Origin of the sequence: Crossiella sp. CA198 (assembly GCF_052078295.1) — a bacterium.
Lineage (GTDB): Bacteria > Actinomycetota > Actinomycetes > Mycobacteriales > Pseudonocardiaceae > Crossiella.
Genome location: NZ_JBQJIM010000015.1, coordinates 123,704 through 144,871 on the forward strand (window position 1 = coordinate 123,704; position 21,168 = coordinate 144,871).

Genomic DNA, 21,168 nt, shown 5'->3' on the forward strand with positions numbered 1-21,168 from the left:
CAGGGTCGCCCCATGCGACAAGCGACCCTCCTGACCACCCTGGCCCTCACCCTGCTGGCCGCACCAGCACCAGGCATCGCGAATCCCAGCGGCCCGACCGCCGCCGCCAATCCGGCCGCCACCACGGCTTTCAACGGTCCGACCGCCGCCGCCGATCCGGCTGCCACCACGGCTTTCAACGGCCCAGCCGCCGACACCGATCCGGCCCCGGCCACCGCGGCCCCCGGCAACCCAGCCCACACCCCCGCCGTCCCCGTCCCCTCCGCCTCCGCCTCCGCCGGTGATCTGGCCCGCACCACCGGCGGCTGGGTCCGCGGCCGAAGCACCCCCGATCTCCGCGTCTACCAAGGCATCCCCTACGCCCAGGCCACCCGGTGGTCACCCCCGGCCCCACCGCACCCCTGGCCCGGCATCCGCGACGCCACCCAGCCCGGCCTCGTCTGCGCCCAACCCGGCCCCGGCGGCACGGTCCAGGGCGCCGAGGACTGCCTCTCCCTCGACATCCACCGTCCACAAGGGACAGACAAGCTCCCGGTCCTGGTCTTCGTGCCCGGCGGCGGTTTCACCACCGGCGCGGGCAGCCAGTACAACCCGGCCCGCCTGGCCACCCGCGGCAACCTCCTGGTGGTCACCCTCAACTACCGCCTGGGCGCCCTGGGCTTCCTGGCCCACCCCGGTCTGGGCCCCGACACCGGCAACCTCGGCATCCAGGACCAGCAGGCCGCGCTGCGCTGGGTCCGCGCCAACATCGGCGCCTTCGGCGGCGACCCGGCCCGGGTGACCCTGTGGGGCCAGTCCGCGGGCGGCTACAGCGTGTGCGCGCACCTGTCCGCCCCCGCCTCCCAGGGCCTGTTCCACCAGGCCGCCATCCACAGCGCCCCCTGCGCCAACCCCATGATCACCCGCCCCGAAGCCCAGCGCCGCGCCCAGTCCACCGCGACCACCCTCGGCTGCCCCGACGCCACCTGTCTGCGCGACCTGCCGCTGTCCGCCCTGGTCGGCCTGCACCAGGACCAGCTCTCCTTGCTACGCCGCGACTTCAACGGCCGCCCCTGGCTCCCGGTCACCGGAACCCCAACCCTGCCAACGCAATCCCACACCGCCAGGGTCCCCCTCCTGCTCGGCGGCACCGCCGACGAGATGACCCCGTTCGTCGCCGCCCAGCACCGCACCCTCACCGCGGCCGACTACCCCACGGTCGTCACCGCTCTCTTCGGCGAGGACGCCCCCGCCGTCCTCCACCAGTACCCACCGCAGTCCCAGCCCACCCCAGCCCTGACCCTGTCCCGCCTGCTCACCGACCACGGTGGCGTATTGGGCGCCTGCACCCAGCTCCCGGTGGCCGAATCCGCCCGCAAACCGTTGTACACCTTCGAGTTCGCCGAACCCACCGGCCACGTGGTCGGCGATTTCCCTTACGGCGCAGCCCATGGCGCCGAACTCCGCTACCTGCTGGACCTGTCCTGGCCGCAGCCGCCACTCACCCCGGCCCAGCAGGACCTGGCCAACCGCATGATCGACCACTGGTCGGCCTTCGTGCGCACCGGCGATCCCGGCTGGCCGCGACACGGTCCGGGTCGCACGATGTCCTTCAGCTCCGGGCACACCGGGCCGATCGATCTGGCGGCCCGGCACGATTGCGGGTTCTGGTCGCGGCTCGGCTGATCCGCTACTTCGGTTGTCCGTTCGGCCAGATGCACGGCGACGTCGAGCCGAGGTACAGCTCGCCAAAGTGGTTGCCCTTGAGGGTGTCGAAATAGCGGGTGAACCGCGCGGGGTCGAGCCTGTGCAGCTGATAGCTGTTGGACACCTGCACCCGGCCTGGCGGTCCGTTGTCCGAGGGCACATCGCACGGGCTGTTCGTCTTCAGCGCGATCCGCTCCGTCCGCGTCTCGGTCGGGAGCCGAGCGGGTCCAGCGGCAGGACGTCGCGGTCGAGACCCAGGTTGATGTTGGTGTACTTGATGACGTCGTGCTGGGCGGTGCTGGAGTGCACCCGCTCGGGCGGGAGGTTCAGCTCGCTCGCCTGAGTGACGCCGACCCCGGGACTGCCGATGAACACCACCTCGTCGGCCTGGATCGTCAGGTCGCGCGGGGTGTGCCCCACCACGGTGGAGCCGTAGCTGTGCCCGACGACGGTGTTGTGCGAAGGCTGATCCTCATGGGTGGCGCGCAGCCCTCCTGGAACCTGCCCAGGTCCTGCTTGGCGTTGGTCGCGTCGTCGCCGTCCTGGGCGCCGCTGTGACCGCGGATCCGGCGATGCGCGGCGTCGGCGGTGTCGACTAGTGCCCGGACCGTCCTGGCCAGGGTGTCCGCGCTCGCGGCGATGCGATTGTCCGTCACTGCCAAGGCCCCCCTCGGATGTGCTCGCTGCCACCACGGTAGGTCGGGCCCGGCGGAAACTCCTCCGGAGGCCGCCCAATGAGATGGCCGGGTTCTCTGGGTGACAACCCAGCGTGGCACCTGCTAGCTTTCGCTTGCAGGTATCGAACTGGGGAGTTGTGGCATGACGCTGACCGATCGGATCGCGGCCTGGTCCGCACGGCATCGCCGGACGGCCATCCTGGGCTGGCTGGGGCTGGTACTGCTCGCGTTTCTGGCGAGTGTGCTGGTCACCGGACCGGACGCGCGCAATGCGGAGCCGGGGGACACCGGCCGGGCGCGGTCCATTCTGGACAGTCAGAGCGAGTATCTGCCGGTGGAGGAGAAGGTCCTGGTGCAGGCCCGCACCCCGGGCAGGCACTTCGGGAACAGTCCGGAGCTGCTCGCGGCCGCCGAGGACCTGATCACCGAGCTGAAGCGGCGGCCGGACGCGGTCACCGGCATCGGCTCGCCGCTGGAACCCGGTTCGCAGCCGGAACCCGGATCGCCGCACGTTTCCGCCGACGGCCGGTCCGGGCTGGTGACCTTCCGGCTGGCCTGGCCGGTGGAAAAACTCAATGAGCACTTCAGTTTCGCCACCAACGCGGTCGCCACCGTCGCGGCCCGGCATCCCGGGGTGCGGCTGGCCCAGGCCGGGGACCGCAGCCTGTCCGGCGCGGTGGACGAGGCGATCAAGGCCGATCTGGCCCGGTCGCACCTGTTGTCGCTGCCGCTGGTGCTGATCATCCTGCTGATCGTGTTCGGCTCGGTGGTCGCCGCCGGCATCCCGGTGCTGCTCACCGCGACCGCGCTGATCGCCACCTTCACCCTGCTGTCGGTGATCGGCAAGGTGGTCGCCATCAACAGCGCGGGCTCGGCGCTGATCCTGCTGATCGGGGTGGCTGTCGGCATCGACTACTCGCTGTTCTATCTGCGCCGCTACCGCGAGGAACGACTGTCCGGAGTGGACGATGAGACCGCATTGCGCACCACCGCCCGCACCTCCGGGCACGTGGTGCTGTTCTCCGGCCTCACCGTGATGCTGTCCTTGGCCGGGCTGGTGCTGACCGGACTCGGCGTGTTCACCGGCGGCGCGATCGGCATGACCGTGGTGGTCGGCCTGGCCATGATCGCCTCGGTGACCGTGCTGCCCGCGATCCTGGCCACCCTGCGGCACCGGGTGGACAAGGGCCGGATCCCCTGGCTGGGCAAGGGCCGGACCGCGGCCAGGGAGTCCCGGATCTGGTCCGGGGTCGCCCGCCGGGTGGCCCGGCGGCCGCTGGTGTGGGGTGCGGCGGCGGTGCTGGCGTTGCTGGCACTGGCGGTGCCCGCGCTGGACATGAAGCTCCAGGACGCCGCCGCGGTGAACAGCCTGCCGCGCAGCGTCGCCCAGGTCGACGCGGCGATCCGCATGCAGGAGGCGTTTCCCGGCGCGCCCACCCCGGCCAGGGTGGTGATCTGGCAGCGCGATCAGTCCAGGGTGGACGGAATGCTGAGCGGCGCGGTGGTGGACCGGCTGCGCGCGCAGGTCAAGGAGAGCGGCGGGCTGCTGGCCGAGCCGGTCACCAGCGACCGGGTGGGCAACGCGCTGGTGGTCCGGATGCCGCTGGCCGGGTCCGGCACCGACGACACCTCGGTGCGCGCGCTGGAACACCTGCGGCACCAGGCGATCCCCGCGGCCTTCGGCGGCTTCGCCCAGCTGGACGCGGCCGTGTCCGGCAAGACCGCGCAGACCTACGACTTCACCAACCAGCTGCGGGATCGCACGCCACTGGTGTTCGCCTTCGTGCTGCTGCTGTCGTTCGTGGTGCTGATCTTCGTGTTCCGCTCGATCACCGTGCCACTGGTGTCGATCGCGCTGAACCTGCTCTCCATCGGCGCGGCCTATGGCGTGATCACCTGGATCTTCCAGTACGGCAACCTCAGCGGCCTGCTGGGTTTCACCTCCTACGGCGGGGTGATGGGCTGGCTGCCGCTGTTCATGTTCGTGGTCCTGTTCGGACTGAGCATGGACTACCACATCTTCATCCTCAGCCGTATCCGCGAACGCTGGACCGACGGCCTGCCCGCCCGCGAAGCCGTGGTCAGCGGCCTCGGCGCGAGCGCGGGCGTGGTCACCAGCGCCGCGGTCATCATGACCCTGGTGTTCGCCGTGTTCGTCACTCTCACCTCCATTGAGAACAAGATGCTCGGCGTCGGCCTCGCCGTGGCGGTACTGCTGGACGCGACCCTGGTACGTGGTGTGCTGGTGCCCGCCGCGCTGTCGTTGCTCGGCGAACGTGCCTGGCGGCTGCCAGGTTTCCGGGCCGGGCGGCCCGGGGCCGACCGTCCCGTGCGGGGCGCTCGGGTCACCGCCTAACCTTGCTGACCATGTGCCGGGTGCCGCGATGACCAGGAAGACGCCCACGGGGGACGACCTCGTGCGGGTGCTGGCGACGCTGGCCAATCCGCACCGGCTGCGGGTGGTCGCGGCGCTGTCCGGACAGCGCCAGTACGTCAGCGCGCTGGCCCGTGAACTCGGCATCAGCCGGGCGTTGCTCCAGGTGCACCTGCGCAAGCTGGAGGCGGCCGGCCTGGTGACCGCTCAGTTGGAGTTGTCGGCGGATGGCAAGGCGATGAAGTTCTACGAGGTGACCCCGTTCGCTTACGAGCTGACCCCGGCCACGGTCGTGGCGGCCGTACGCACTCTCAGCACACCGGAAGAACAGGAAGACTGACCCATGGGCGTCCGTGCCTGGCAGGAACTAGTCGGGGTGTTCGGCGTCTTCATGCTGATCACCGTGGTACTGACCGTGATCATCTGGCAGAGCTTCATCTCGGTGCGGGCCAAGGCCAGCGCCGCCCGCGAGCAGGGGTATCAGGCACTGGCCGCCCGCGCGGTGGCCGCGCAGGAGGACACCGCCCGCGAACTGACCGAGACCAGGGCACAGCTCACCGAGCTGCAGACCCGGCTTGCCTCGGTGGAGCGGATCCTGCGCGAGGTGGAGTGATCACTGCACGCTGAGGTCGTGCGCGCCGTTGCTGCGTGGGAACAGGCTGGGCGTGCGCTGACTGGGTGGGGGCTGGTTGAGGTCGGTGTTCGGCTGCCCGAGGTGCGGACCCGGTTCGATTCGATGGCGCGGATTGTGGCTGTGGTGGAGCGATCCCTTCGTGCCGTGGTTGCGTTGCGGCGGGTGCGGTGGGGGTGGGGTGCCCGCGGCGTCGCACAGGAGCCGGTTGGGTGTGAAGTTGGCCGGGGTCGTGCTGCGGGCAGGTCTGGTGGGGTTGGTTGCCCGTGCCGACGCTGCGGGAGCAGGTCGGGGGTGAGTTGGCTGGGGTCGGGGTTCGGCTGCTCGACGTGCGGGCCCGGTTGGGTTCGGCGGGGTGGGGGTTGGCTGCTCGGGTGGCAGCTGTGCGGGAGTTGTCTGGGTGCGAGTTGTCTGGGTGCGAGTTGTCTGGGTGCGAGTTGGCCGGGCGGGAGTTGGCTGTGCGGGAGTTGACTGGGCGGGGGTTGGCTGGGGTCGGGGTGCGGGTGACTGAGATGTGGCTTGGTTGGTGTGTGGCAGGCGGATCCGCGTCAGCGGGGTGAGGTCAGGTTGTGGCTGGGCCGGGGGCAGGGCCTGGTGGGGGAGCGGGGTTTGGGCGAGGTGGGGTGGTCACTCCACGCTGAGTTCGCATAACGCGGGTTTGCCTGCCTCGCCGATGTTGCGGACCTTGTGCTCGCCCTCGACCGTCACGTTGCATTCCACGGCCACGCCTGGATCCTTGGGCGTGGCGGTGAACTTGGCTGGGCCGCCGTTGGGGACCAGGGTGATCGTGTAGGGCGTGGTGACGTCCTGGGTGTACTGGGCGGTGCCGTTGCCGGTGGAGTTGGACAGGGTTACCACGGACTTGTCGCCGCCGGTGATGTCGACCTTCACCTCGTAGTACTTCTCCGACGGGGGTTTCGCGCAGCCGCCGGTGACCAGGACGACGGCGAGTAGAAGCAGGGCGGGCCAGCGGGGCACGGGGGTCCTCCACAGTGGACGGTTGGGGTGTGTCCACTTCAGGCTGCCGGGTGGGTGGGGGTGGGGAATCCGACTTTGGGTCGGTTCGGGGTACGACTAATGGCCAACTATGTTTGACGACCAGGCCCAGGCGGCGATTTCCACCCGGTTCCGGGCGGGTAGTTTGTGCTGGATGCTGGTGAGGTGGGTTTTCACCGTGCCCACCGCGATGTGCAGCGCGGCCGCGATCTCCGCGTTGGTCGCGCCCCTGGCCACCTCGCGCACCACGTCCAGTTCCCGCTCGGACAGCTCGCCGCCGGAGGCTGGACGCGGGCCCGGTCCGGTCAGCTTGCGCAGCAGTTTCACCGTGATCGACGGGCTGACCAGCGCCGCACCCGAGGCCGCCGCCCGGATCGCCTCCACCAGCAACGCGGAACTGGCCGTCTTCAACAGGAATCCGCACGCGCCGTCCTGAAGTGCCTGTCGCACATAGGCATCCTCCTCGAACGTGGTCACCACCACGACCTTCGGTGGATCGACCACTCCGGGCGCGGTCACTCGCCGCAACGCCTCCAGGCCGTCCAGCCGGGGCATCCGGATGTCCATCAGCACCACGTCCGGGCGCAGCTCACGGCACAGTTCCACCGCGCGCACGCCGTCCTCGGCCTCGCCGACCACCTCGATGTCGTCCTCGGCGGCCAGGATCATGCCGAACCCGGTGCGCACCATCGCCTGGTCGTCGGCCAGCAGCACCCGGATCGTCATCGGACCGTCCCCACCGGCAGTCTCGCCTCCACCACCCAGCCGCCCGCGGCGCCCGGCCCGGAGCGCAGTGTGCCACCGATCGACTCGGCCCGTTCGCCCAGGCCGCGCAGCCCGAATCCGTTGCGGCCACCTGAACGTGGCGCCCGGCCGTCGTCGGCGATCCGGACCACCACCCACTGTCCGTTGCGCTGCACCAGCACGTCCACCGCGCCGACCTCCTGTCCGTGCTTGCGCACGTTGGTCAGCGCCTCCAGGACCACCCGGTGTGCGGTGGAGGCGACCTCGGCGGGCAACTCGTCCAGTTCGCCGGACTCACTCAGCGTGGCCCGCACCCCGTCCACCGCGCCGAACCGCGCCACCAGCGCCCGCAGCTCGCCCATGCCGATCGGGGTGGTGCGCGCCGGATCGTCCTCGCCGCGCAGCAAGCCGACCATGCGGTGCAAGGATTCCATCGCCTCGGTTCCGGTGTCCGCGATCCGCTCCAGCGCGGGCGCGACCAGCTCGGGCTTCCTGTCCGCGATCGCCAGCGCACCCCTGGCCTGCACCACCATCGCGGTCACGTGGTGGGCGACGAAATCGTGCAGGTCCCTGGCGAACTCGGTGCGCTGGGTCAGCCGGGCGTGCTCCAGTTGCCTTGTCTTGATCCGGGCCGTCAGTCGTGCGGTCACCCCGGCGCCGAGCGCGATCGCGGCGGCCAGCACCAGCACGATCGCGCCGACCACGGCGGCCAGACCGCGATCGGCGACCAGGGGCTGGGTCAGCAGGGCGCCGAGCAGCAGCAGCGCGGCGGTCGCCGACCACCACACCGCACCCCGCCAGGCCAGCACGCCCAGCAGCACCAGCACGGCCGCGCTGTAGGCGAAGCTGAACGGCGCGTCCGGCAGCCGCAGCCGCTCCCCGGTGTAGCGCAGCACGACCGAGCCGATCGCCAGCACGCCGGCGGCGACCGCCAGGGTGCGCGGGCCGAGCCAGCAGCACACCAGCGCGAGCCCGCAGGCCGTCATCGCGGTGCCCAGGTCCAGGCCGAAGCCCGCACCGGAGCGGAAGGCGCGTCCGGCCAGGTCGATCAGGCCCAGCGCACCCAGCGCCGCCGCTCCCGCCAGCCACAGCAGCACCTGCAGCGGCAGCCAGCGGTTCCCGATCACGCCCGGCAGCCTATCCGCCGGTCGGACCGGGCAGATCGGCCAAAAGTCAGAGCCACCCGACCGGGAACCGGCCCCGGGACAGATCCGCGCCCACCCGGCCAGGGGAGATCGTGACCGGCATGACGAACTCCGCTCTCGCGACGGCCGCGGTCGCCGCCGTGGACCTGGTGAAGGTCTACGGCAGCGGCCCCGGCGCGGTGCGCGCGCTGGACGGGGTGACGGTCGGCTTCGACCGCGCCGCGTTCACCGCCATCATGGGGCCCTCCGGCTCCGGCAAGTCCACGCTCATGCACTGCCTGGCCGGCCTGGACACCGCGACCTCCGGGGCCGCCCTGCTCGGCGGCACCGACCTGACCCGGCTCCCGGACAAGGCGCTCACCAAGACCCGGCTGGACCGGATCGGCTTCGTCTTCCAGTCCTTCAACCTGCTGCCCCAGCTCACCGCGCGGGAGAACATCCTGCTGCCACTGAGCCTCGCCGGTCGCGCATATGATCGCGCGCTGTATATGCGTCTCGCCGGAATATTGGGCATCGCGGACCGTCTCCAGCACCGGCCAGCCGAACTCTCCGGCGGCCAGCAACAGCGAGTCGCGCTGGCCAGGGCCTTGCTGACCCGGCCGGAGGTGGTCTTCGCCGACGAACCCACCGGCAACCTGGACTCCCGCTCCGGCGCCGAGGTGCTGCGCTTCCTGCGCCACTGCGTGCGCGAGTTCGGCCAGACCGTCGTCATGGTCACCCACGACCCGGTAGCCGCCGCGCACGCCGACCGGGTGGTGCTGCTGGCCGACGGCCGCCTCGCAGGCGAACTGCGCGACCCGGACCTGCCCACCGTGATCGAGGCCCTGCGCACCGCCGGAGCGGGCCGGTGAACTTCACCCGCGTCTACCTGCGCGGCGTGCTGCGCTCCCCGCTGCGCCTGCTGCTGACCGGCCTGGCCATCACCGTGGCCGCGTTGTTCGCCACCGGCGCGATCATGGCCAGGGACATCGCGGTGCGCACTGCGATCGAGAACCTCACCGCCATCCCGGCCGGCGCGGACGCCGTGGTCGCCAGCCCGGCGGGCGACGGCGTCACCGCCCTGGACCGGCTCGCCCGCACCCCGGGCGCGACCAGCGCGGTCGGCCGCGCGCACAGCCGGATCCTGGTGGGGGACAACACCGTCGGAATGCACGCCGACCCGGGCGCCGGACCGCTCAGCCGGGTCCGCCTGACCGGCGGCGCCTACCCCGCCGCGGCCGGGGAGATCGCGCTGTCCGAGCGGGCGGCGCAACGACTCGGCGTCACCACCGGCGGCACGATCGAGGCCAGGATCGGCGCGAAACCCGTGCGGCTCACGGTGACCGGCCTGGTCTCCGGACCACCCGCGGACGGCATCGCCGCCTACACCCCGGACCGCCAGGTGCTCACCCTGACCGGCGCGCCCCTGGACCGGGTCGAGCTGACCGGTGACCAGGCCCGGATCGTCGAAGCCCTGCGCACCAGCGCCGAAACCGCCGTGCCCGCGGCCCAGGCCCGCACCGCCGAACTCGGCCGGGCCCAGGACTCCGTCGACCAGCTCACCGCGGCGCTCACCGCGTTCGTGCTGGTCGCGCTGCTGGCCGGGGTCATGGTGGCCACCTCGGCGTTCCGGATCGTCTTCGCCCACCGCGGCCGCCAGCTCGCCCTGCTGCGCGCGGTCGGCGGCTCCCGGGCCAGGCTCGCCAGGGCGCTGATCGCCGAGGGCGCGCTCACCGGCCTGGTCTGCGGCGCACTCGGCGCTGCCCTGGGTTACGGGCTCGGCTGGCTGGCCCCGCTGGTCGCCCCGGTGAGTCAGCCGAGCCTGTCACCGTTGCTGCTACTGGTGATCGCCGCCGGCGCCATGCTCGTCACGATCGGCGCGGTGCTCGCCCCGGCCCTCGGCGCGGCCGCTGTGTCCCCGCTGGAAGCCTTGCGCCGCACCAGCAAACCCGCCGAGAGCAAGCGCACCGGACGGCTGCGGATCGCGATCGGCGTGCTGGCCGCGGCCGGTGCCGGCGGACTGGTGTACCTGATGATCCAGGAAGGGTTGCTGGAAACCGCCAGGCCCGGCGGCCTTACGGCGGACCTGCTGCTGCTCACCGTGGCCGGTGGGGCCCTGGCCCTTGGCGCGGTGGTCGCGCTCGGCCCGCTCTACGTCGGCCCGCTGCTGCGCCTGCTGGAACGCCCGGCCAGGCTGTTCGGCCCCACCGCCGTGCTCGCCGTGCGCGGCGTCGGCGGCGCCCCGCGCCGGGCGGCAGCGGTGGCCGCCGTGGTCACCCTGGGCTCGGCGCTGCTGACCGGCGCCCTGGTCGGCGGCACCACCCTGCGCGAGTACACCGCGGCCGAATCCGCCGCGAGCTACCCCAGCGACCTCCTGGTCAGCGTGCCCGAGGGCGAGTCGCTGCCGGCCGGACTGGTGCAGAAACTCCGTGCCCGCCCCGAATTCCGGCAGGTGCTGGCCTACCGCGAGGTGCGCCTGGACGTGCGGAGCCCACAGGCCCAGGTGAGCGTGCAGGTGTCCGATGTGGACATTCGGGCCACCCCGGGCTTCGCCGGACTGCGGCTGTCCGAGGGCAGCTGGGAGCCTGGCGGGGTGTTCCTCAGCGACAACTTCGCCCGCAGGTTGCGGGTGCGGGCCGGGGACCTGATCCAGGTCGGCGGCCGGAATCTGGTGGTGCGAGGAGTGGTGCTGGGTGAACGGATCGCCGTGTCCGCCGTGGTGCTGGACCGGGCCGACCTGGACCGGCTGAACGTGCCGCCGACCCCGAGCGGGGTGCTGCTCGCCGCCGGCGGGCCGGGCAACGCCGAGCAGCTGGCGGCCCAGGCCGCGGCCCGGACTGTGCTGGGACAGCAGGCCGAACTGTCCTCGCTGACCGACCGGCGCGCCGACCAGTCCGGGCTGCTGGACCTGCTGACCCTGCTCGCGCTGTGCCTGATCGGACTGACCGTGCTGATCGCGATCGTCGGCGTCGGCACCACCGCGGCACTGTCCGTTGTGGAGCGTGGCCCGGAGGCGGGGCTGTTGCGGGCACTGGGACTCGGCCGGGGCGCCCTGGCCGGGGCCACCCTCGGCGAGTCGGTGGTGCAGGGCCTGCTCGGCGGAGTGCTGGGGCTGCTGCTCGGCGTGCCCTACGGCTGGCTGGGTGTGCAGAGCCTGGGCACCTCGGCGCCGTTCGTGTTGCCGGTACTGGGTTTGCCGCTCGCGGTGCTGGCGCTGGTCGGGCTCACCGCGGTGGCCGGGCTGATCCCGGCGGTGCGGACCGCGCGGGTCAGCCCGGTCACCGCGATGCGCGCCAACGACTAGGAATCCGGTCCGTACCTCGCGGCGTGTTGGCCGTTCTCGTACCCGGTGTTGGCCGAACTGGTACGCCATTCGGCCAACACGCCGTCCGCAACGGCCAACTCACCGTGCGACAACGGCCAACACGAGTGGAGAAGACCGGGCCGGTCAGGCGAACTGGCCGGGCTGGTAGTCGCCTGCGGGCTGCTGGACGATCACGTTCAGCCGGTTGTACGCGTTGATGATCGCGATCAGCGACATCAGCGCGATCAGCTGCTCCTCGTCGTAGTGCTTGGCGGCGTTGGCCCACACCTCATCCGGCACGCCGCCCGCCGCGTCCGCGATCCGGGTGCCCTGCTCGGTCAGCTCCAGCGCGGCCCGCTCGGCCTCGGTGAACAGCGTGGCCTCGCGCCAGCCCGCGATCATGTGCAGCCGCTGCGCGGTCTCCCCGGCGAGCGCGGCCTCCTTGGTGTGCATGTCCAGACAGAAGCCACAGCCGTTGATCTGGCTGGCCCGGATCTTCACCAGCTCCTGGGTCGCGGCGGGCAGCGTCGAGTCCGACACCACCTTGCCAGCCGAGTTGAAGTGCTTGATCAGCTTGGCGGCCATCGGGCTGGCGAACATGTTCAAACGGGCGTTCACGGTGAACTCCTCTGCCGTTGTCGTTGCCTACACAGCTATGACGACCCGGCCCGGCAGAGTGTGACCGGCCTGGATGTGACCTGCGTCGCTAGTCCTCGGCGCTGCTCCGGTGCAGCCGGGCGATCCGGGTCATGCACCGCTTGAACGCCGCGTACTCCGCCTCGCCCACCTCCGCCGCGTGCCTGGCCTCGATCCCGGCCATGATCAGATCCCCGCGGCGCAGCTCGTCCAGGCCGCGCTCGGTGGGCAGGATCAGCTTGGCCCGCCGGTCGTTCGGATCCGGCTCCCGGCGCAGGTAGCCCAGCGCCACCAGCTCGTCGACCAGGGTGCCGATCACCTGCTTGTGCTGCCCGGACTGGCGGGCCAGGTCGGTGGCCCGGCTGCCCTGCTCGTCCAGGTAGGCCAGCACCGCGCCGTGCCGGGGCCGCAGGTCCGGGTGGCCCTGCTCGGCCAGCGCCCGGAACAGCTCGCGCTGCACCCCGAACAGAATGTTGCCGGCGAGAATGCCCAGGTCAGGGTCTTCTTCCTTGCGTTGGCTACGGCTCACGGCTGGCTCTCCACGTGGATTTGGTCACCAATCTTGATAGTCACTGATTCTTACTATAACGTCGTGCTCATGACCATTCTGATCACCGGCGCCAACGGCACCGTCTCCAGTGCGGTACTCCACTCCCTCGCCACCGATGAGGACGTCCGCGTCCTGGTGCGCGATCCGAAGCGCGCGCCCCGGCTGCCCGGCGCGCGGGTCGTGGTCGGCGACCTGGACGAGCCGGCCAGCCTGACCGAGGCCTTCGCCGGGGTGGACACGCTGTGGCTGCTCACCGCGATGGGTCCGCAGGCCCCGCACGCCAGCATGAACGCGGTGCACGCGGCCAAGCAGGCCGGGATCGGGCACGTGGTGCGCCTGTCCGCGATCGGGGCAGGCTACGACGCGCCGACCCGCAACGGACGACTGCACGCCCTCTCCGACCACGAACTCATCGCCTCCGGCCTGTCCTGGACGATCCTGCGCCCGCACTTCTTCATGCAGAACCTGCTCGGCTCGGTCAACGGGGACACCTTCTACGGTTTCCTCGGCGAGGGCAGGCTCGGCCTGATCGACGTCAGGGACATCGGCGACGCCGCCGCCGCGATCCTGGCCAACCCGGCCCCGCACGCGGGCAAGATCTACACCCTGACCGGCCCGGAGAGCATCACCCTGCACGAGGCCGCCGCGGCCGCGGGCGACGCCCTGGACACGCCGGTGAGCTACCACTCGCTGACCCCGGAGCAGGCCTACGAGGTCTTCCTCGGGGCCGGGATGACGCCGTGGATGGCCGCGGTCACCAACGAGTACGGGGCCGCCTACGCCGGTGGCTGGGGCGATTTCACCACCCCGGCCGTGCCCGAACTGACCGGGCACCGGGCGCGCGACTTCGCCCAGTTCGCCAAGGATCACGCCGGCGCGCTGCGCGGCCAGGCATGACCGGGCACCGGCAGCCCGTGCGGCCGGCGGCGGCGTTCGAGCGCTGAACCGCTGGCGATTGCCGGGGGCGGTGGCCGGGTGTACAGGTATGCACATGCACTCACGGGCCGGCCGGGCGCGCGGGGCCCTGCTGGGGCTCGCCCTCGGTGACGCGCTCGGCATGCCCACCCAGGCGATGTCGCCGACAGACATCGCCACGCACTACGGCGAGATCACCGGCCTGGTCGATGCCGTTGCCGCCCAACCGATCGTGCCCGGAAAACCCGCCGGAACGATCACCGATGACACCGAACAGGCACTGCTGCTGGCCCGGTTGCTGATCGCGGGCGGCGGGCGGGTGGACCCCGGGGTGTACGGCCAGGCGCTGCTCGCCTGGGAGGCCGGGATGATCAGCCGCGGATCGGCGGATCTGCTTGGCCCGTCGACAAAACTGGCCCTGACCCGGCTCGCGGCAGGCGAGTCGCCGGAGCGGACCGGGCGGGACGGGGTCACCAACGGTGCGGCCATGCGGGTCGCCCCGGTCGGCATCGCCACCCCGGCGGAGGATCTCGACCGGCTCGCCGAGGTGGTCGCCGAGACCGCGCGGGTCACCCACCACACCAGCCTCGGACTCGGCGCGGCGGTCGCGGTCGCCGCCGCGGTGTCCGCCGGGATCGCCGGAGCCGGGCTGTCCGAAGCCCTTGACCTGGGCGAACAAGGCGCGGAGGTGGGGGCCCGGCGTGGGCACTGGGTGGCAGGCGCCGAGATCGGGCCGCGGATCAGGTGGGCGCGGCAGTGGGTGCGCGGGATCCCGTCCGGGCAGCTGGGTCCCGCGATCGGGCAGGTGATCGGCACCTCGGTGGCGGCGCAGGAATCCGTGGTGGCCGCCTTCGCGCTGGCCGAGGCCCTCGGCGAGCGGCCCCTGGCGGCGTTGCTGCTGGCCGCGAACCTGGGTGGGGACACCGACACCATCGCCGCGATCTGCGGGGCGATGCTCGGCGCCTGTCACGGAAGTGCCGCGCTGCCAACGGATCTGACCACTAAGGTGCTCCGTGTGAACGCTCTCACCCTGGATCCGCTGGTGGCCGGGCTGCTCGCGCTCCGGGGCCGGGCGTGAGCGGGCAGCTCGTGCACACCGGCCAGGTCGTGGTCGACCTGGTGCTGAGTGTGTCCGGGCTGCCACCCCTGGGCGGTGATGTGCTTGCCTCCGCGGTGAAACTGACCCCGGGCGGCGGGTTCAACGTGATGGCCGCGGCCTGCCGCTCCGGCGCCGAGGTGCTCTACGCGGGCAGTCACGGCACCGGCAGCTTCGGCGACCTGGCCAGGGCCGCGATGGCCGCCGAGGGCGTGCTGGTGGCCAACCCGCCCACCCCCGGCGCGGACACCGGGATCGTGGTCGCGCTGGTCGATGAGGAGACCGGCGAGCGGACCTTCGTCACCGGCGTCGGCGCCGAGGGCAGGCTGGAACCGGGGCAGCTGGACCGGGTGCATCCCAGTGCCGCGGACATGGTCTACATCAGCGGGTACAGCCTGCTGCAGCGGGCCAACCGGGAGGCGCTGCTCGGCTGGCTGGCCCGGCTGCCCGGCCCCACCGTGCTGTTCGACCCCGGCCCGCTGGTCGAGCAGATCGTCTGGTCCGACCTCACCGCGGTGCTGTCCAGAGTGGACATTCTCAGCTGTAACGCCCGTGAGGCCAAACAACTCTCCCGCACCAACACCACCAGGGCCGCCGCGGCCGCGCTGGCCACCCTGGTGCCCAGCTTCGCCACCGTGATCGTGCGCGACGGGCCGGCCGGCTGCCTGCTGCAACGGGATGGGCGGATCACCACGGTCGCCGGGTTCAACGTGGACGCGGTGGACACCAACGGGGCCGGGGACGCGCATTGCGGCGCGCTGCTCGCGGAGTTGTTGCGCGGCAGCGGGATGCTGGAGGCGACCCGGTACGCCAACGCGGCCGCCGCGATCGCGGTCACCCGGCACGGGCCGGCCACCGCGCCGGTGCGCGCGGACATCGAAGAGCTTGTCGGAACGGGGTTCCCGCCATGAACGAAGCGCTCAAGGTCGAGACGCACGGCATCGACGTGATCGGCGACGCCGACCGGCACGGCAGGCCCCGGCAGCTGTTCTGGCCCTGGTTCGGCGCCAACGTCTCCGTGCTGGGCCTCAGTTACGGCTCCTTCGTGCTCGGCTTCGGCCTCTCCTTCGGCCAGGCCGTGCTCGCCGCGCTGGCCGGCGTCGTGTTCTCCTTCCTGCTCTGCGGCTTCATCGCGGTGGCGGGCAAACGCGGGTCCGCGCCGACGATGTTGTTGAGCCGCGCGGCCTTCGGCGTCCGCGGCAACCGGCTGCCCTCGGCCATCTCCTGGCTGCTCACCGTCGGCTGGGAAACCGTGCTGGCCACCCTGGCGACGCTGGCCACCGCGACCGTGTTCGAGCGCCTGGGCTGGGGTGGCGGCGCGACCACGAAGGTGCTGGCACTGCTGGTGGTCACGGTGCTGGTGGTCGGCGCGGGCGTGCTCGGCTTCGCCACCATCATGCGGCTGCAGACCGTGATCACCGTGATCACCGGCCTGCTCACCCTGGTGTACCTGGGCTTGGTCGCCGGGCACATCCACCTGGACGCGGTGACCGCCATCCCGGCCGGCTCCGCCCAGCAGTTCGTCGGCGCGCTGGTGTTCCTGATGACCGGCTTCGGCCTCGGCTGGGTCAACGCCGCCGCCGACTACTCCCGTTACCTGCCAAGGGAAACCCCCAGTCGCTCGGTGATCGGCTGGACCACCTTCGGCGCCAGTCTGGCCCCGGTGGTGCTGCTGCTCTCCGGCCTGCTGCTCGCCGGATCCTCCCCGCAGCTGAACACCGCCATCGCCGCCGACCCGATCGGCGCCCTGACCACCCTGCTCCCGGTCTGGTTCCTGGTGCCCTTCGCCCTGGTCGCGGTGCTCGGCCTGGTCGGCGGCGCGGTGCTGGACATCTACTCCTCCGGCCTGGCCCTGCTCGCCGCCGGTGTCCGGGTCTCCCGCCCGGTGGCCGCGCTCATCGACGGCGTGCTGATGGTGCTCGGCACGGTGTACCTGGTGTTCCTAGGCGGTGAGTTCCTCGGCCAGTTCCAGGGTTTCCTGACCACGCTGGGCGTGCCGGTGGCGGCCTGGTGCGGGATCATGCTCGCCGATCTGACCCGGCGGCGGGAGTACGTCGAGGCGGACCTGTCCGACCCGGCCGGGCGGTACGGCGACATCCGGTGGGGGCCGGTGGCGTTGATCGTGCTGGCGACCGGGCTGGGGTGGGGGCTGGTGACCAACTCGGCGGCCGGGTGGCTGGGCTGGCAGGGGTATCTGCTGGAGCCGCTGGGGCTGGCGGCGAACTGGTCCGGCGCCAACCTCGGGGTGCTGTTCGCCCTGGTCCTCGGCTTCGCCTGCACCCTGCCGACCGGCCGCCGCGCCCGCGCCGCGCAGGCCTGATCTTCCTGTTCACCCACCCTGCCGGAGGTGACGCAGGCCACGAACTGACCAAATGACGAATCTGGTCAGTTGGGTCTAACCTGGGTTCATGGACACCACGAACCCCCGCGACCGCCGCGCTCTGGTGGTCGGACTGGGCATCAGCGGAATTGCCACGGCACTGCGGTTGCGGCGGGCGGGCTGGGAGCTGGTGCTGATCGAGAAAGCCCCGGCCAGGCGCTCCGGCGGGTACTTCGTCGGCCTGTTCGGCACCGGCAGGGCGGCGGCGCGACGGCTGGGCATCCTGGACGGGATGGCCGACCGGACCGCCTCCGACGGGGTCAACTTCGACATCGACCGCGCGGGCAACCGGCGGCGCGGACTGGGCTTCAAGGACCTGCCAGGACTGCCCAGGCTGATGCTGCGCGGCGACGTCGAACGGGCCGCCTTCGCCGCGCTGCCCGATGACGTGGAGATCCGCTACTCGACCGTGCCCACCGCCATCGCCCAAGACGCCGACGGCGTGGACGTGACCTTGCGGAACACCGTGCACGGGCACACCAGCACCGAGCGGTTCGACCTGGTCATCGGCGCGGACGGGCTGCGGTCCACGGTGCGCTCGCTGGTCTTCGGACCGCACGAGCGGTACCTGAAACGGCTCAACTTCATGATCGCCGCCTTCCAGCTGCCCGGCCCGCTCACCGACCTCGCGCAGGAGGACGGCGTCACCCTGCTCGAACCCGGCCGGTCGATGTGGATCTTCCCGTTCGCCGACCACCCGCCCACCGTGCTGCTGTCCTACCGCACCGAGGACGTGGACGCCGAGTTCGCCGAACCACCCGTGCAGCGGGTGCGCACGGTCTTCGGCGCCGGGCCGACCGGGCGGGCGCTGGGCGAGGCGCTGCGGGCCATGGAAACCGCGGACGAGCTGCTGTTCGACTCGGTCGAGCAGGTCAGGATGGACCGCTGGCACAACGGCAGGGTGGTGCTGCTCGGCGACTCGGCCTGGTGCGTGACGCTGTACGCGGGCATGGGCGTCTCGGCCGGTCTGGCAGGCGCGGACCTGCTGGGCACCATGCTGGAACGCCACCCCGGCGACCTGGACCGGGCGCTGTCGGAATGGGAGGCGAAACTGCGGCCCAGCATCGAGTACTACCAGCAGAACGGGCTGGACCAGCAGGCGTTCTTCACCCCGACCAGCCGGTTCCAGATCGGGCTGCGCAAGGTGCTCATGCGCGGGCAGAAGTGGCCGCTGATCGGCCGTCTGCTGCAGGCCATGCGGGAGGGCGGGAAGGCGAGTCGCATGAAGGAGCTGGACATCGCGCGGGCATGATGGAGTGGACCCGCGACCGCGGGTGGCCGGGCTGGGGAAAGGGATCGGTGATGGCTCAACTGGTCGAACACGACTCGGTGAAAGCCGCCCGCATCCTCAGCGTGGCCAGGGAGTTGTTGCTGCGGCGCGGGGTCAAGGGCGTCACCATCGCCGAGATCGCGGAGAAGGCGCACGTCGGCAAGGGCACGGTGTACCTGTACTGGGGCACCAAGGAGGACCTGTTCGTCGGGCTGTTCGCCAGGGACTTCCTGGAGGTCGTCGACGACTTCAGCCGGCGCTTCACCGACGATCCGGACACCGCCCGCCCGCACCGGCTGGTCCCGCTGCTGGTCCGGGTCGCCCTGGAACGCCCGATCGTGCGCGCGCTGCAGACCGGCGACGTGGAGATGCTCGGCATCCTGGCCGAACACCCGCGCAGCACCGAACTGGTCGGCGCGCTCGGGCCGGGCGCGCTGATGTACGCGGTGCTGCCGGTGTGGCGGGCGCACCACCTGGCCCGCACCGACTGGCCGCTGGACGAGCAGGCCTACGCGCTGCGGGCGATGACCGCCGGTTTCTTCCAGGTGGCCGCGCACCCGCACGCGCTGACCGAGATCGAGGTCGCCGATCCCGAGGCGGTCATGGCGGGCGCGGTGACCGCGTTGCTGGGCCCGGAGACCGCCACCGCCGCGGAGGTCCGCGCCACCGCCGAGGCCGGTCTGACCCTGCTGCACGAACGACGAGCGGCCGTGCTGGCCACCATCGTCACGACCACGGAATGAGGGGAATCTCGTTGCCACAGCACCGTGAAGTGTCCGTCAACGGCATCACCATGCACATCGCCGAGCAGGGCGAGGGCCCGCTCGTGCTGCTGCTGCACGGCTTCCCGGAGAGCTGGTACTCCTGGCGGCACCAGTTCGAGCCGCTGGCCGCGGCCGGCTACCACGTGGTCGCGCCGGACCAGCGCGGCTACGGCGGCACCGACCAGCCGTCCGATGTGGACGCTTACTCGATCTTCCACCTGGTCGGCGACGTGGTCGGCCTGATCGAGGCGCTGGGCCACCAGCAGGCCGTGGTGGTCGGCCACGACTGGGGCGCCCCGGTCGCCTGGCACACCGCGATGCTGCGGCCGGACCTGGTCCGCGGCGTGGCCGGACTCAGCGTGGCGCCCGGCCCGCGCGGCCCGGTGCCGCCGCTGGTCGCCGCCCGCGAGCGCTTCGGCGACGGCTTCTACCAGATCTACTTCCAGGAACCGGGTGTCGCCGACGCCGAGCTGAACGCCGATGTCCGCGGCGCCTTCCGCAAGACCCTGGCCGCCACCTCCGGCGAGGGCGCGAACCCGGCCGCGGCCCCGCTCGCCCAGGGCGGTGGATTCCTGGCCGCGATGCCCGACCCGGAGACGCTGCCGGGCTGGGTCACCGAGGCCGATATCGACGCCTACACCGAGCAGTACCAGCGCAACGGCTTCACCGGCGGCCTGAACTGGTACCGCAACATCGACCGCAACTGGGAACTGACCGCGCCCTGGCAGAACGCCCGGATCACCGCGCCCGCCCTGTATATCAGCGGCGACCGGGACCTGGTGCGTGCCTTCTACCCGCCGGAGTTCATGGACCACGTGCTGCCGAAGATCCTGCCGGACCTGCGCGGGGTCGTCGATCTGCCGGGTTGCGGGCACTGGACCCAGCAGGAGCGCCCGGACGAGGTCAACAAGGCGCTGCTGGAGTTCCTGGGCGGGCTGTGAGCCGACAGCTCGCGGTCTGATTCCCGCCGGACAACCCGTCCGCACGGCGAGTTGACTCCCTCCCGGCCCCGGTGTGCGCCGGGTGCCGCGGAGGGAGCAGCGTGCCGATGACCCGAGCCCGGCTGGGCACCCCGGTCCAGTTCGGCCTGCTGGCCCTGGCCTGGGGTGCCAGCTTCCTGTTCATCAAGGTCGCGCTCACCGAGCTGAGCCCGGCGCAGATCGTCTGCGGGCGGCTGCTGCTGGGCGCGCTCACCCTCGGCGTGCTGATGCTGGCCACCCGCCAGGCGATCCCGCGCGAGCTGAGGCTGTGGGCGCACCTGGCCGTGGTCTCGGTGCTGCTGTGCGTGCTGCCGTTCCTGCTCTTCGCCTGGGCCGAGACCCGGCTGTCCTCCGGCCTGGCCAGCATCTACAACGCCACCACCCCACTCGCCACCACCGCCTTCGCCGCCGCCCTGCTGCGCACCGAACGCCTCACCCGGGACCGCCTCACCGGCCTGCTGCTCGGTTTCACCGGGGTGCTGGTGATCATCGGCCCGTTCACCGCCGACCTGACCGGCGACCTGCCAGCCCAGCTCGCCTGCCTGGGCGCCACCACCAGCTACGGCCTGGCCTTCGTCTACCTGCGCCGCTTCCTCGGCGACCGGGACGTGCCCGCGGTGACGATGGCCTTCATCCAGGTCACCATCGGCGCCGCGCTCATGCTGCTGACCACGCCTTTCCTTGGCACGCCGGGGAATCTGTCGCTACCGGTGCTGCTGAGCATGATCGCGCTGGGCGCCTTCGGCACCGGCCTGGCCTACGTGTGGAACACCGCGGTGGTGCGCGACTGGGGCGCCACCAACGCCGCCGCGGTGACCTACGTGACGCCCGTGGTCGGCGTGCTGCTGGGCGTCCTGGTCCTGGCCGAACCCGTTGCCTGGCACCAGCCCGTGGGCGCCGCCCTGGTGCTGCTGGGCATCCTGGCCGCACACGGGCGGCTCAGCAGGCGGGGTGTGCGGGCCAGTCCGCCGAACACCACGCCAACCCGATCCGGGTGACCCCGTCAGCGGCGCGGGGCGGTGATCGCGTATGGTGCTTGTG

The 21,168-nt window shown here is 71.8% G+C and carries 20 protein-coding genes; 14 read left to right on the forward strand and 6 right to left on the reverse strand.

What is annotated here, in order from left to right; genetic code table 11:
- The first annotated feature begins 12 nt into the window (after nucleotides 1-12).
- Complete coding sequence (locus ACTOWY_RS25230; RefSeq protein ID WP_441312147.1) at nucleotides 13-1,665, forward strand: carboxylesterase/lipase family protein; 1,653 nt, start codon at nucleotides 13-15, stop codon at nucleotides 1,663-1,665.
- Nucleotides 1,666-1,866: 201 nt separating this feature from the next.
- Here ACTOWY_RS25230 and ACTOWY_RS25235 read toward each other — a convergent pair whose 3' ends face one another.
- Nucleotides 1,867-2,547: an alpha/beta hydrolase gene (locus ACTOWY_RS25235; RefSeq protein WP_441312148.1), complete on the reverse strand. Its 681-nt coding sequence runs from the start codon at nucleotides 2,545-2,547 to the stop codon at nucleotides 1,867-1,869.
- Between ACTOWY_RS25235 and ACTOWY_RS25240 the strand changes: the two genes are divergently transcribed.
- The 3 genes from ACTOWY_RS25240 to ACTOWY_RS25250 are packed head-to-tail and all read left to right on the forward strand — an operon-like array spanning nucleotide 2,506 to nucleotide 5,350.
- Entirely contained in the window at nucleotides 2,506-4,719 is a 2,214-nt protein-coding gene (locus ACTOWY_RS25240; protein ID WP_441312149.1) for an MMPL family transporter, read from the forward strand. The genes ACTOWY_RS25235 and ACTOWY_RS25240 overlap by 42 nt on opposite strands.
- Nucleotides 4,720-4,747: 28 nt before the next feature.
- The gene (locus tag ACTOWY_RS25245) at nucleotides 4,748-5,077 is read left to right on the forward strand and encodes an ArsR/SmtB family transcription factor (RefSeq protein WP_441312150.1); all 330 of its coding nucleotides are present in this window, start codon (nucleotides 4,748-4,750) and stop codon (nucleotides 5,075-5,077) included.
- Nucleotides 5,078-5,080: 3 nt separating this feature from the next.
- Complete coding sequence (locus ACTOWY_RS25250) at nucleotides 5,081-5,350, forward strand: hypothetical protein (RefSeq protein ID WP_441312151.1); 270 nt, start codon at nucleotides 5,081-5,083, stop codon at nucleotides 5,348-5,350.
- Between the two features lie 645 nt (nucleotides 5,351-5,995).
- Here ACTOWY_RS25250 and ACTOWY_RS25255 read toward each other — a convergent pair.
- The 3 genes from ACTOWY_RS25255 to ACTOWY_RS25265 all read right to left on the reverse strand — a co-directional run bounded on the left by ACTOWY_RS25255 (nucleotide 5,996) and on the right by ACTOWY_RS25265 (nucleotide 8,235).
- Entirely contained in the window at nucleotides 5,996-6,346 is a 351-nt protein-coding gene (locus ACTOWY_RS25255) for a hypothetical protein (protein WP_441312152.1), read from the reverse strand.
- 96 nt (nucleotides 6,347-6,442) lie between these two features.
- Nucleotides 6,443-7,090 (reverse strand): response regulator, encoded by a 648-nt coding sequence (locus ACTOWY_RS25260; protein WP_441312153.1) that lies wholly within the window; start codon nucleotides 7,088-7,090, stop codon nucleotides 6,443-6,445.
- Complete coding sequence (locus ACTOWY_RS25265; RefSeq protein WP_441312154.1) at nucleotides 7,087-8,235, reverse strand: sensor histidine kinase; 1,149 nt, start codon at nucleotides 8,233-8,235, stop codon at nucleotides 7,087-7,089. The genes ACTOWY_RS25260 and ACTOWY_RS25265 overlap by 4 nt, the downstream gene beginning before the upstream one ends.
- A gap of 119 nt (nucleotides 8,236-8,354) precedes the next feature.
- Between ACTOWY_RS25265 and ACTOWY_RS25270 the strand changes: the two genes are divergently transcribed.
- Entirely contained in the window at nucleotides 8,355-9,104 is a 750-nt protein-coding gene (locus ACTOWY_RS25270; protein ID WP_441312155.1) for an ABC transporter ATP-binding protein, read from the forward strand.
- Nucleotides 9,101-11,536, forward strand: coding sequence for an FtsX-like permease family protein (locus ACTOWY_RS25275; RefSeq protein WP_441312156.1), 2,436 nt, complete (start codon nucleotides 9,101-9,103; stop codon nucleotides 11,534-11,536). Before ACTOWY_RS25270 ends, ACTOWY_RS25275 begins: the two co-directional genes overlap by 4 nt.
- A gap of 144 nt (nucleotides 11,537-11,680) precedes the next feature.
- Here the strand turns inward: ACTOWY_RS25275 and ACTOWY_RS25280 are convergent, their stop codons facing one another.
- Both ACTOWY_RS25280 and ACTOWY_RS25285 read right to left on the reverse strand, forming a co-directional pair.
- Nucleotides 11,681-12,154 carry a carboxymuconolactone decarboxylase family protein gene (locus tag ACTOWY_RS25280; RefSeq protein WP_441312157.1) on the reverse strand — a complete coding sequence of 158 codons (474 nt, stop codon included), beginning with the start codon at nucleotides 12,152-12,154 and terminating at the stop codon, nucleotides 11,681-11,683.
- An 88-nt stretch (nucleotides 12,155-12,242) separates the two neighbouring features.
- Nucleotides 12,243-12,701: a MarR family winged helix-turn-helix transcriptional regulator gene (locus tag ACTOWY_RS25285; protein ID WP_441312158.1), complete on the reverse strand. Its 459-nt coding sequence runs from the start codon at nucleotides 12,699-12,701 to the stop codon at nucleotides 12,243-12,245.
- A 69-nt stretch (nucleotides 12,702-12,770) separates the two neighbouring features.
- Here ACTOWY_RS25285 and ACTOWY_RS25290 point away from each other — a divergent pair, with 69 nt between their 5' ends.
- The 8 genes from ACTOWY_RS25290 (at nucleotide 12,771) to ACTOWY_RS25325 (ending at nucleotide 21,125) form a co-directional block, all read left to right on the forward strand.
- A complete protein-coding gene (locus ACTOWY_RS25290; protein WP_441312159.1) occupies nucleotides 12,771-13,619 on the forward strand; it encodes an NAD(P)H-binding protein in 849 nt (282 codons plus the stop codon).
- Between the two features lie 94 nt (nucleotides 13,620-13,713).
- Nucleotides 13,714-14,715: an ADP-ribosylglycohydrolase family protein gene (locus tag ACTOWY_RS25295; RefSeq protein ID WP_441312160.1), complete on the forward strand. Its 1,002-nt coding sequence runs from the start codon at nucleotides 13,714-13,716 to the stop codon at nucleotides 14,713-14,715.
- The gene (locus ACTOWY_RS25300; RefSeq protein ID WP_247757906.1) at nucleotides 14,712-15,644 is read left to right on the forward strand and encodes a PfkB family carbohydrate kinase; all 933 of its coding nucleotides are present in this window, start codon (nucleotides 14,712-14,714) and stop codon (nucleotides 15,642-15,644) included. Before ACTOWY_RS25295 ends, ACTOWY_RS25300 begins: the two co-directional genes overlap by 4 nt.
- Nucleotides 15,641-17,053 carry a purine-cytosine permease family protein gene (locus ACTOWY_RS25305; RefSeq protein ID WP_441312161.1) on the forward strand — a complete coding sequence of 471 codons (1,413 nt, stop codon included), beginning with the start codon at nucleotides 15,641-15,643 and terminating at the stop codon, nucleotides 17,051-17,053. The genes ACTOWY_RS25300 and ACTOWY_RS25305 overlap by 4 nt, the downstream gene beginning before the upstream one ends.
- A gap of 88 nt (nucleotides 17,054-17,141) precedes the next feature.
- Nucleotides 17,142-18,365, forward strand: a complete 1,224-nt coding sequence (locus ACTOWY_RS25310) for an FAD-dependent monooxygenase (protein ID WP_441312162.1) — start codon at nucleotides 17,142-17,144, stop codon at nucleotides 18,363-18,365.
- Between the two features lie 50 nt (nucleotides 18,366-18,415).
- Nucleotides 18,416-19,126 carry a TetR/AcrR family transcriptional regulator gene (locus tag ACTOWY_RS25315; RefSeq protein WP_441312163.1) on the forward strand — a complete coding sequence of 237 codons (711 nt, stop codon included), beginning with the start codon at nucleotides 18,416-18,418 and terminating at the stop codon, nucleotides 19,124-19,126.
- An 11-nt stretch (nucleotides 19,127-19,137) separates the two neighbouring features.
- Nucleotides 19,138-20,088, forward strand: a complete 951-nt coding sequence (locus tag ACTOWY_RS25320; RefSeq protein ID WP_441312164.1) for an alpha/beta fold hydrolase — start codon at nucleotides 19,138-19,140, stop codon at nucleotides 20,086-20,088.
- Between the two features lie 107 nt (nucleotides 20,089-20,195).
- Nucleotides 20,196-21,125 (forward strand): DMT family transporter, encoded by a 930-nt coding sequence (locus ACTOWY_RS25325; RefSeq protein WP_441312269.1) that lies wholly within the window; start codon nucleotides 20,196-20,198, stop codon nucleotides 21,123-21,125.
- The last annotated feature ends 43 nt before the right edge of the window (nucleotides 21,126-21,168 follow it).

Excerpts from the sequence above, each read along its gene's own strand:
- ACTOWY_RS25250 (WP_441312151.1), top strand. The coding sequence starts at position 5,081 with ATGGGCGTCCGTGCCTGGCAGGAACTAGTCGGGGTGTTCGGCGTCTTC.
- ACTOWY_RS25295 (WP_441312160.1), top strand. The coding sequence starts at position 13,714 with ATGCACTCACGGGCCGGCCGGGCGCGCGGGGCCCTGCTGGGGCTCGCC.
- ACTOWY_RS25325 (WP_441312269.1), top strand. The coding sequence starts at position 20,196 with ATGACCCGAGCCCGGCTGGGCACCCCGGTCCAGTTCGGCCTGCTGGCC.
- ACTOWY_RS25235 (WP_441312148.1), bottom strand. The coding sequence starts at position 2,547 with ATGCCGTGCGGACCAGGCCGCGATCCGATCGGTCAGCGTCATGCCACA.
- ACTOWY_RS25305 (WP_441312161.1), top strand. The coding sequence starts at position 15,641 with ATGAACGAAGCGCTCAAGGTCGAGACGCACGGCATCGACGTGATCGGC.
- ACTOWY_RS25240 (WP_441312149.1), top strand. The coding sequence starts at position 2,506 with ATGACGCTGACCGATCGGATCGCGGCCTGGTCCGCACGGCATCGCCGG.
- ACTOWY_RS25230 (WP_441312147.1), top strand. The coding sequence starts at position 13 with ATGCGACAAGCGACCCTCCTGACCACCCTGGCCCTCACCCTGCTGGCC.
- ACTOWY_RS25290 (WP_441312159.1), top strand. The coding sequence starts at position 12,771 with ATGACCATTCTGATCACCGGCGCCAACGGCACCGTCTCCAGTGCGGTA.
- ACTOWY_RS25310 (WP_441312162.1), top strand. The coding sequence starts at position 17,142 with ATGGACACCACGAACCCCCGCGACCGCCGCGCTCTGGTGGTCGGACTG.
- ACTOWY_RS25270 (WP_441312155.1), top strand. The coding sequence starts at position 8,355 with ATGACGAACTCCGCTCTCGCGACGGCCGCGGTCGCCGCCGTGGACCTG.
- ACTOWY_RS25260 (WP_441312153.1), bottom strand. The coding sequence starts at position 7,090 with ATGACGATCCGGGTGCTGCTGGCCGACGACCAGGCGATGGTGCGCACC.
- ACTOWY_RS25245 (WP_441312150.1), top strand. The coding sequence starts at position 4,748 with ATGACCAGGAAGACGCCCACGGGGGACGACCTCGTGCGGGTGCTGGCG.
- ACTOWY_RS25315 (WP_441312163.1), top strand. The coding sequence starts at position 18,416 with ATGGCTCAACTGGTCGAACACGACTCGGTGAAAGCCGCCCGCATCCTC.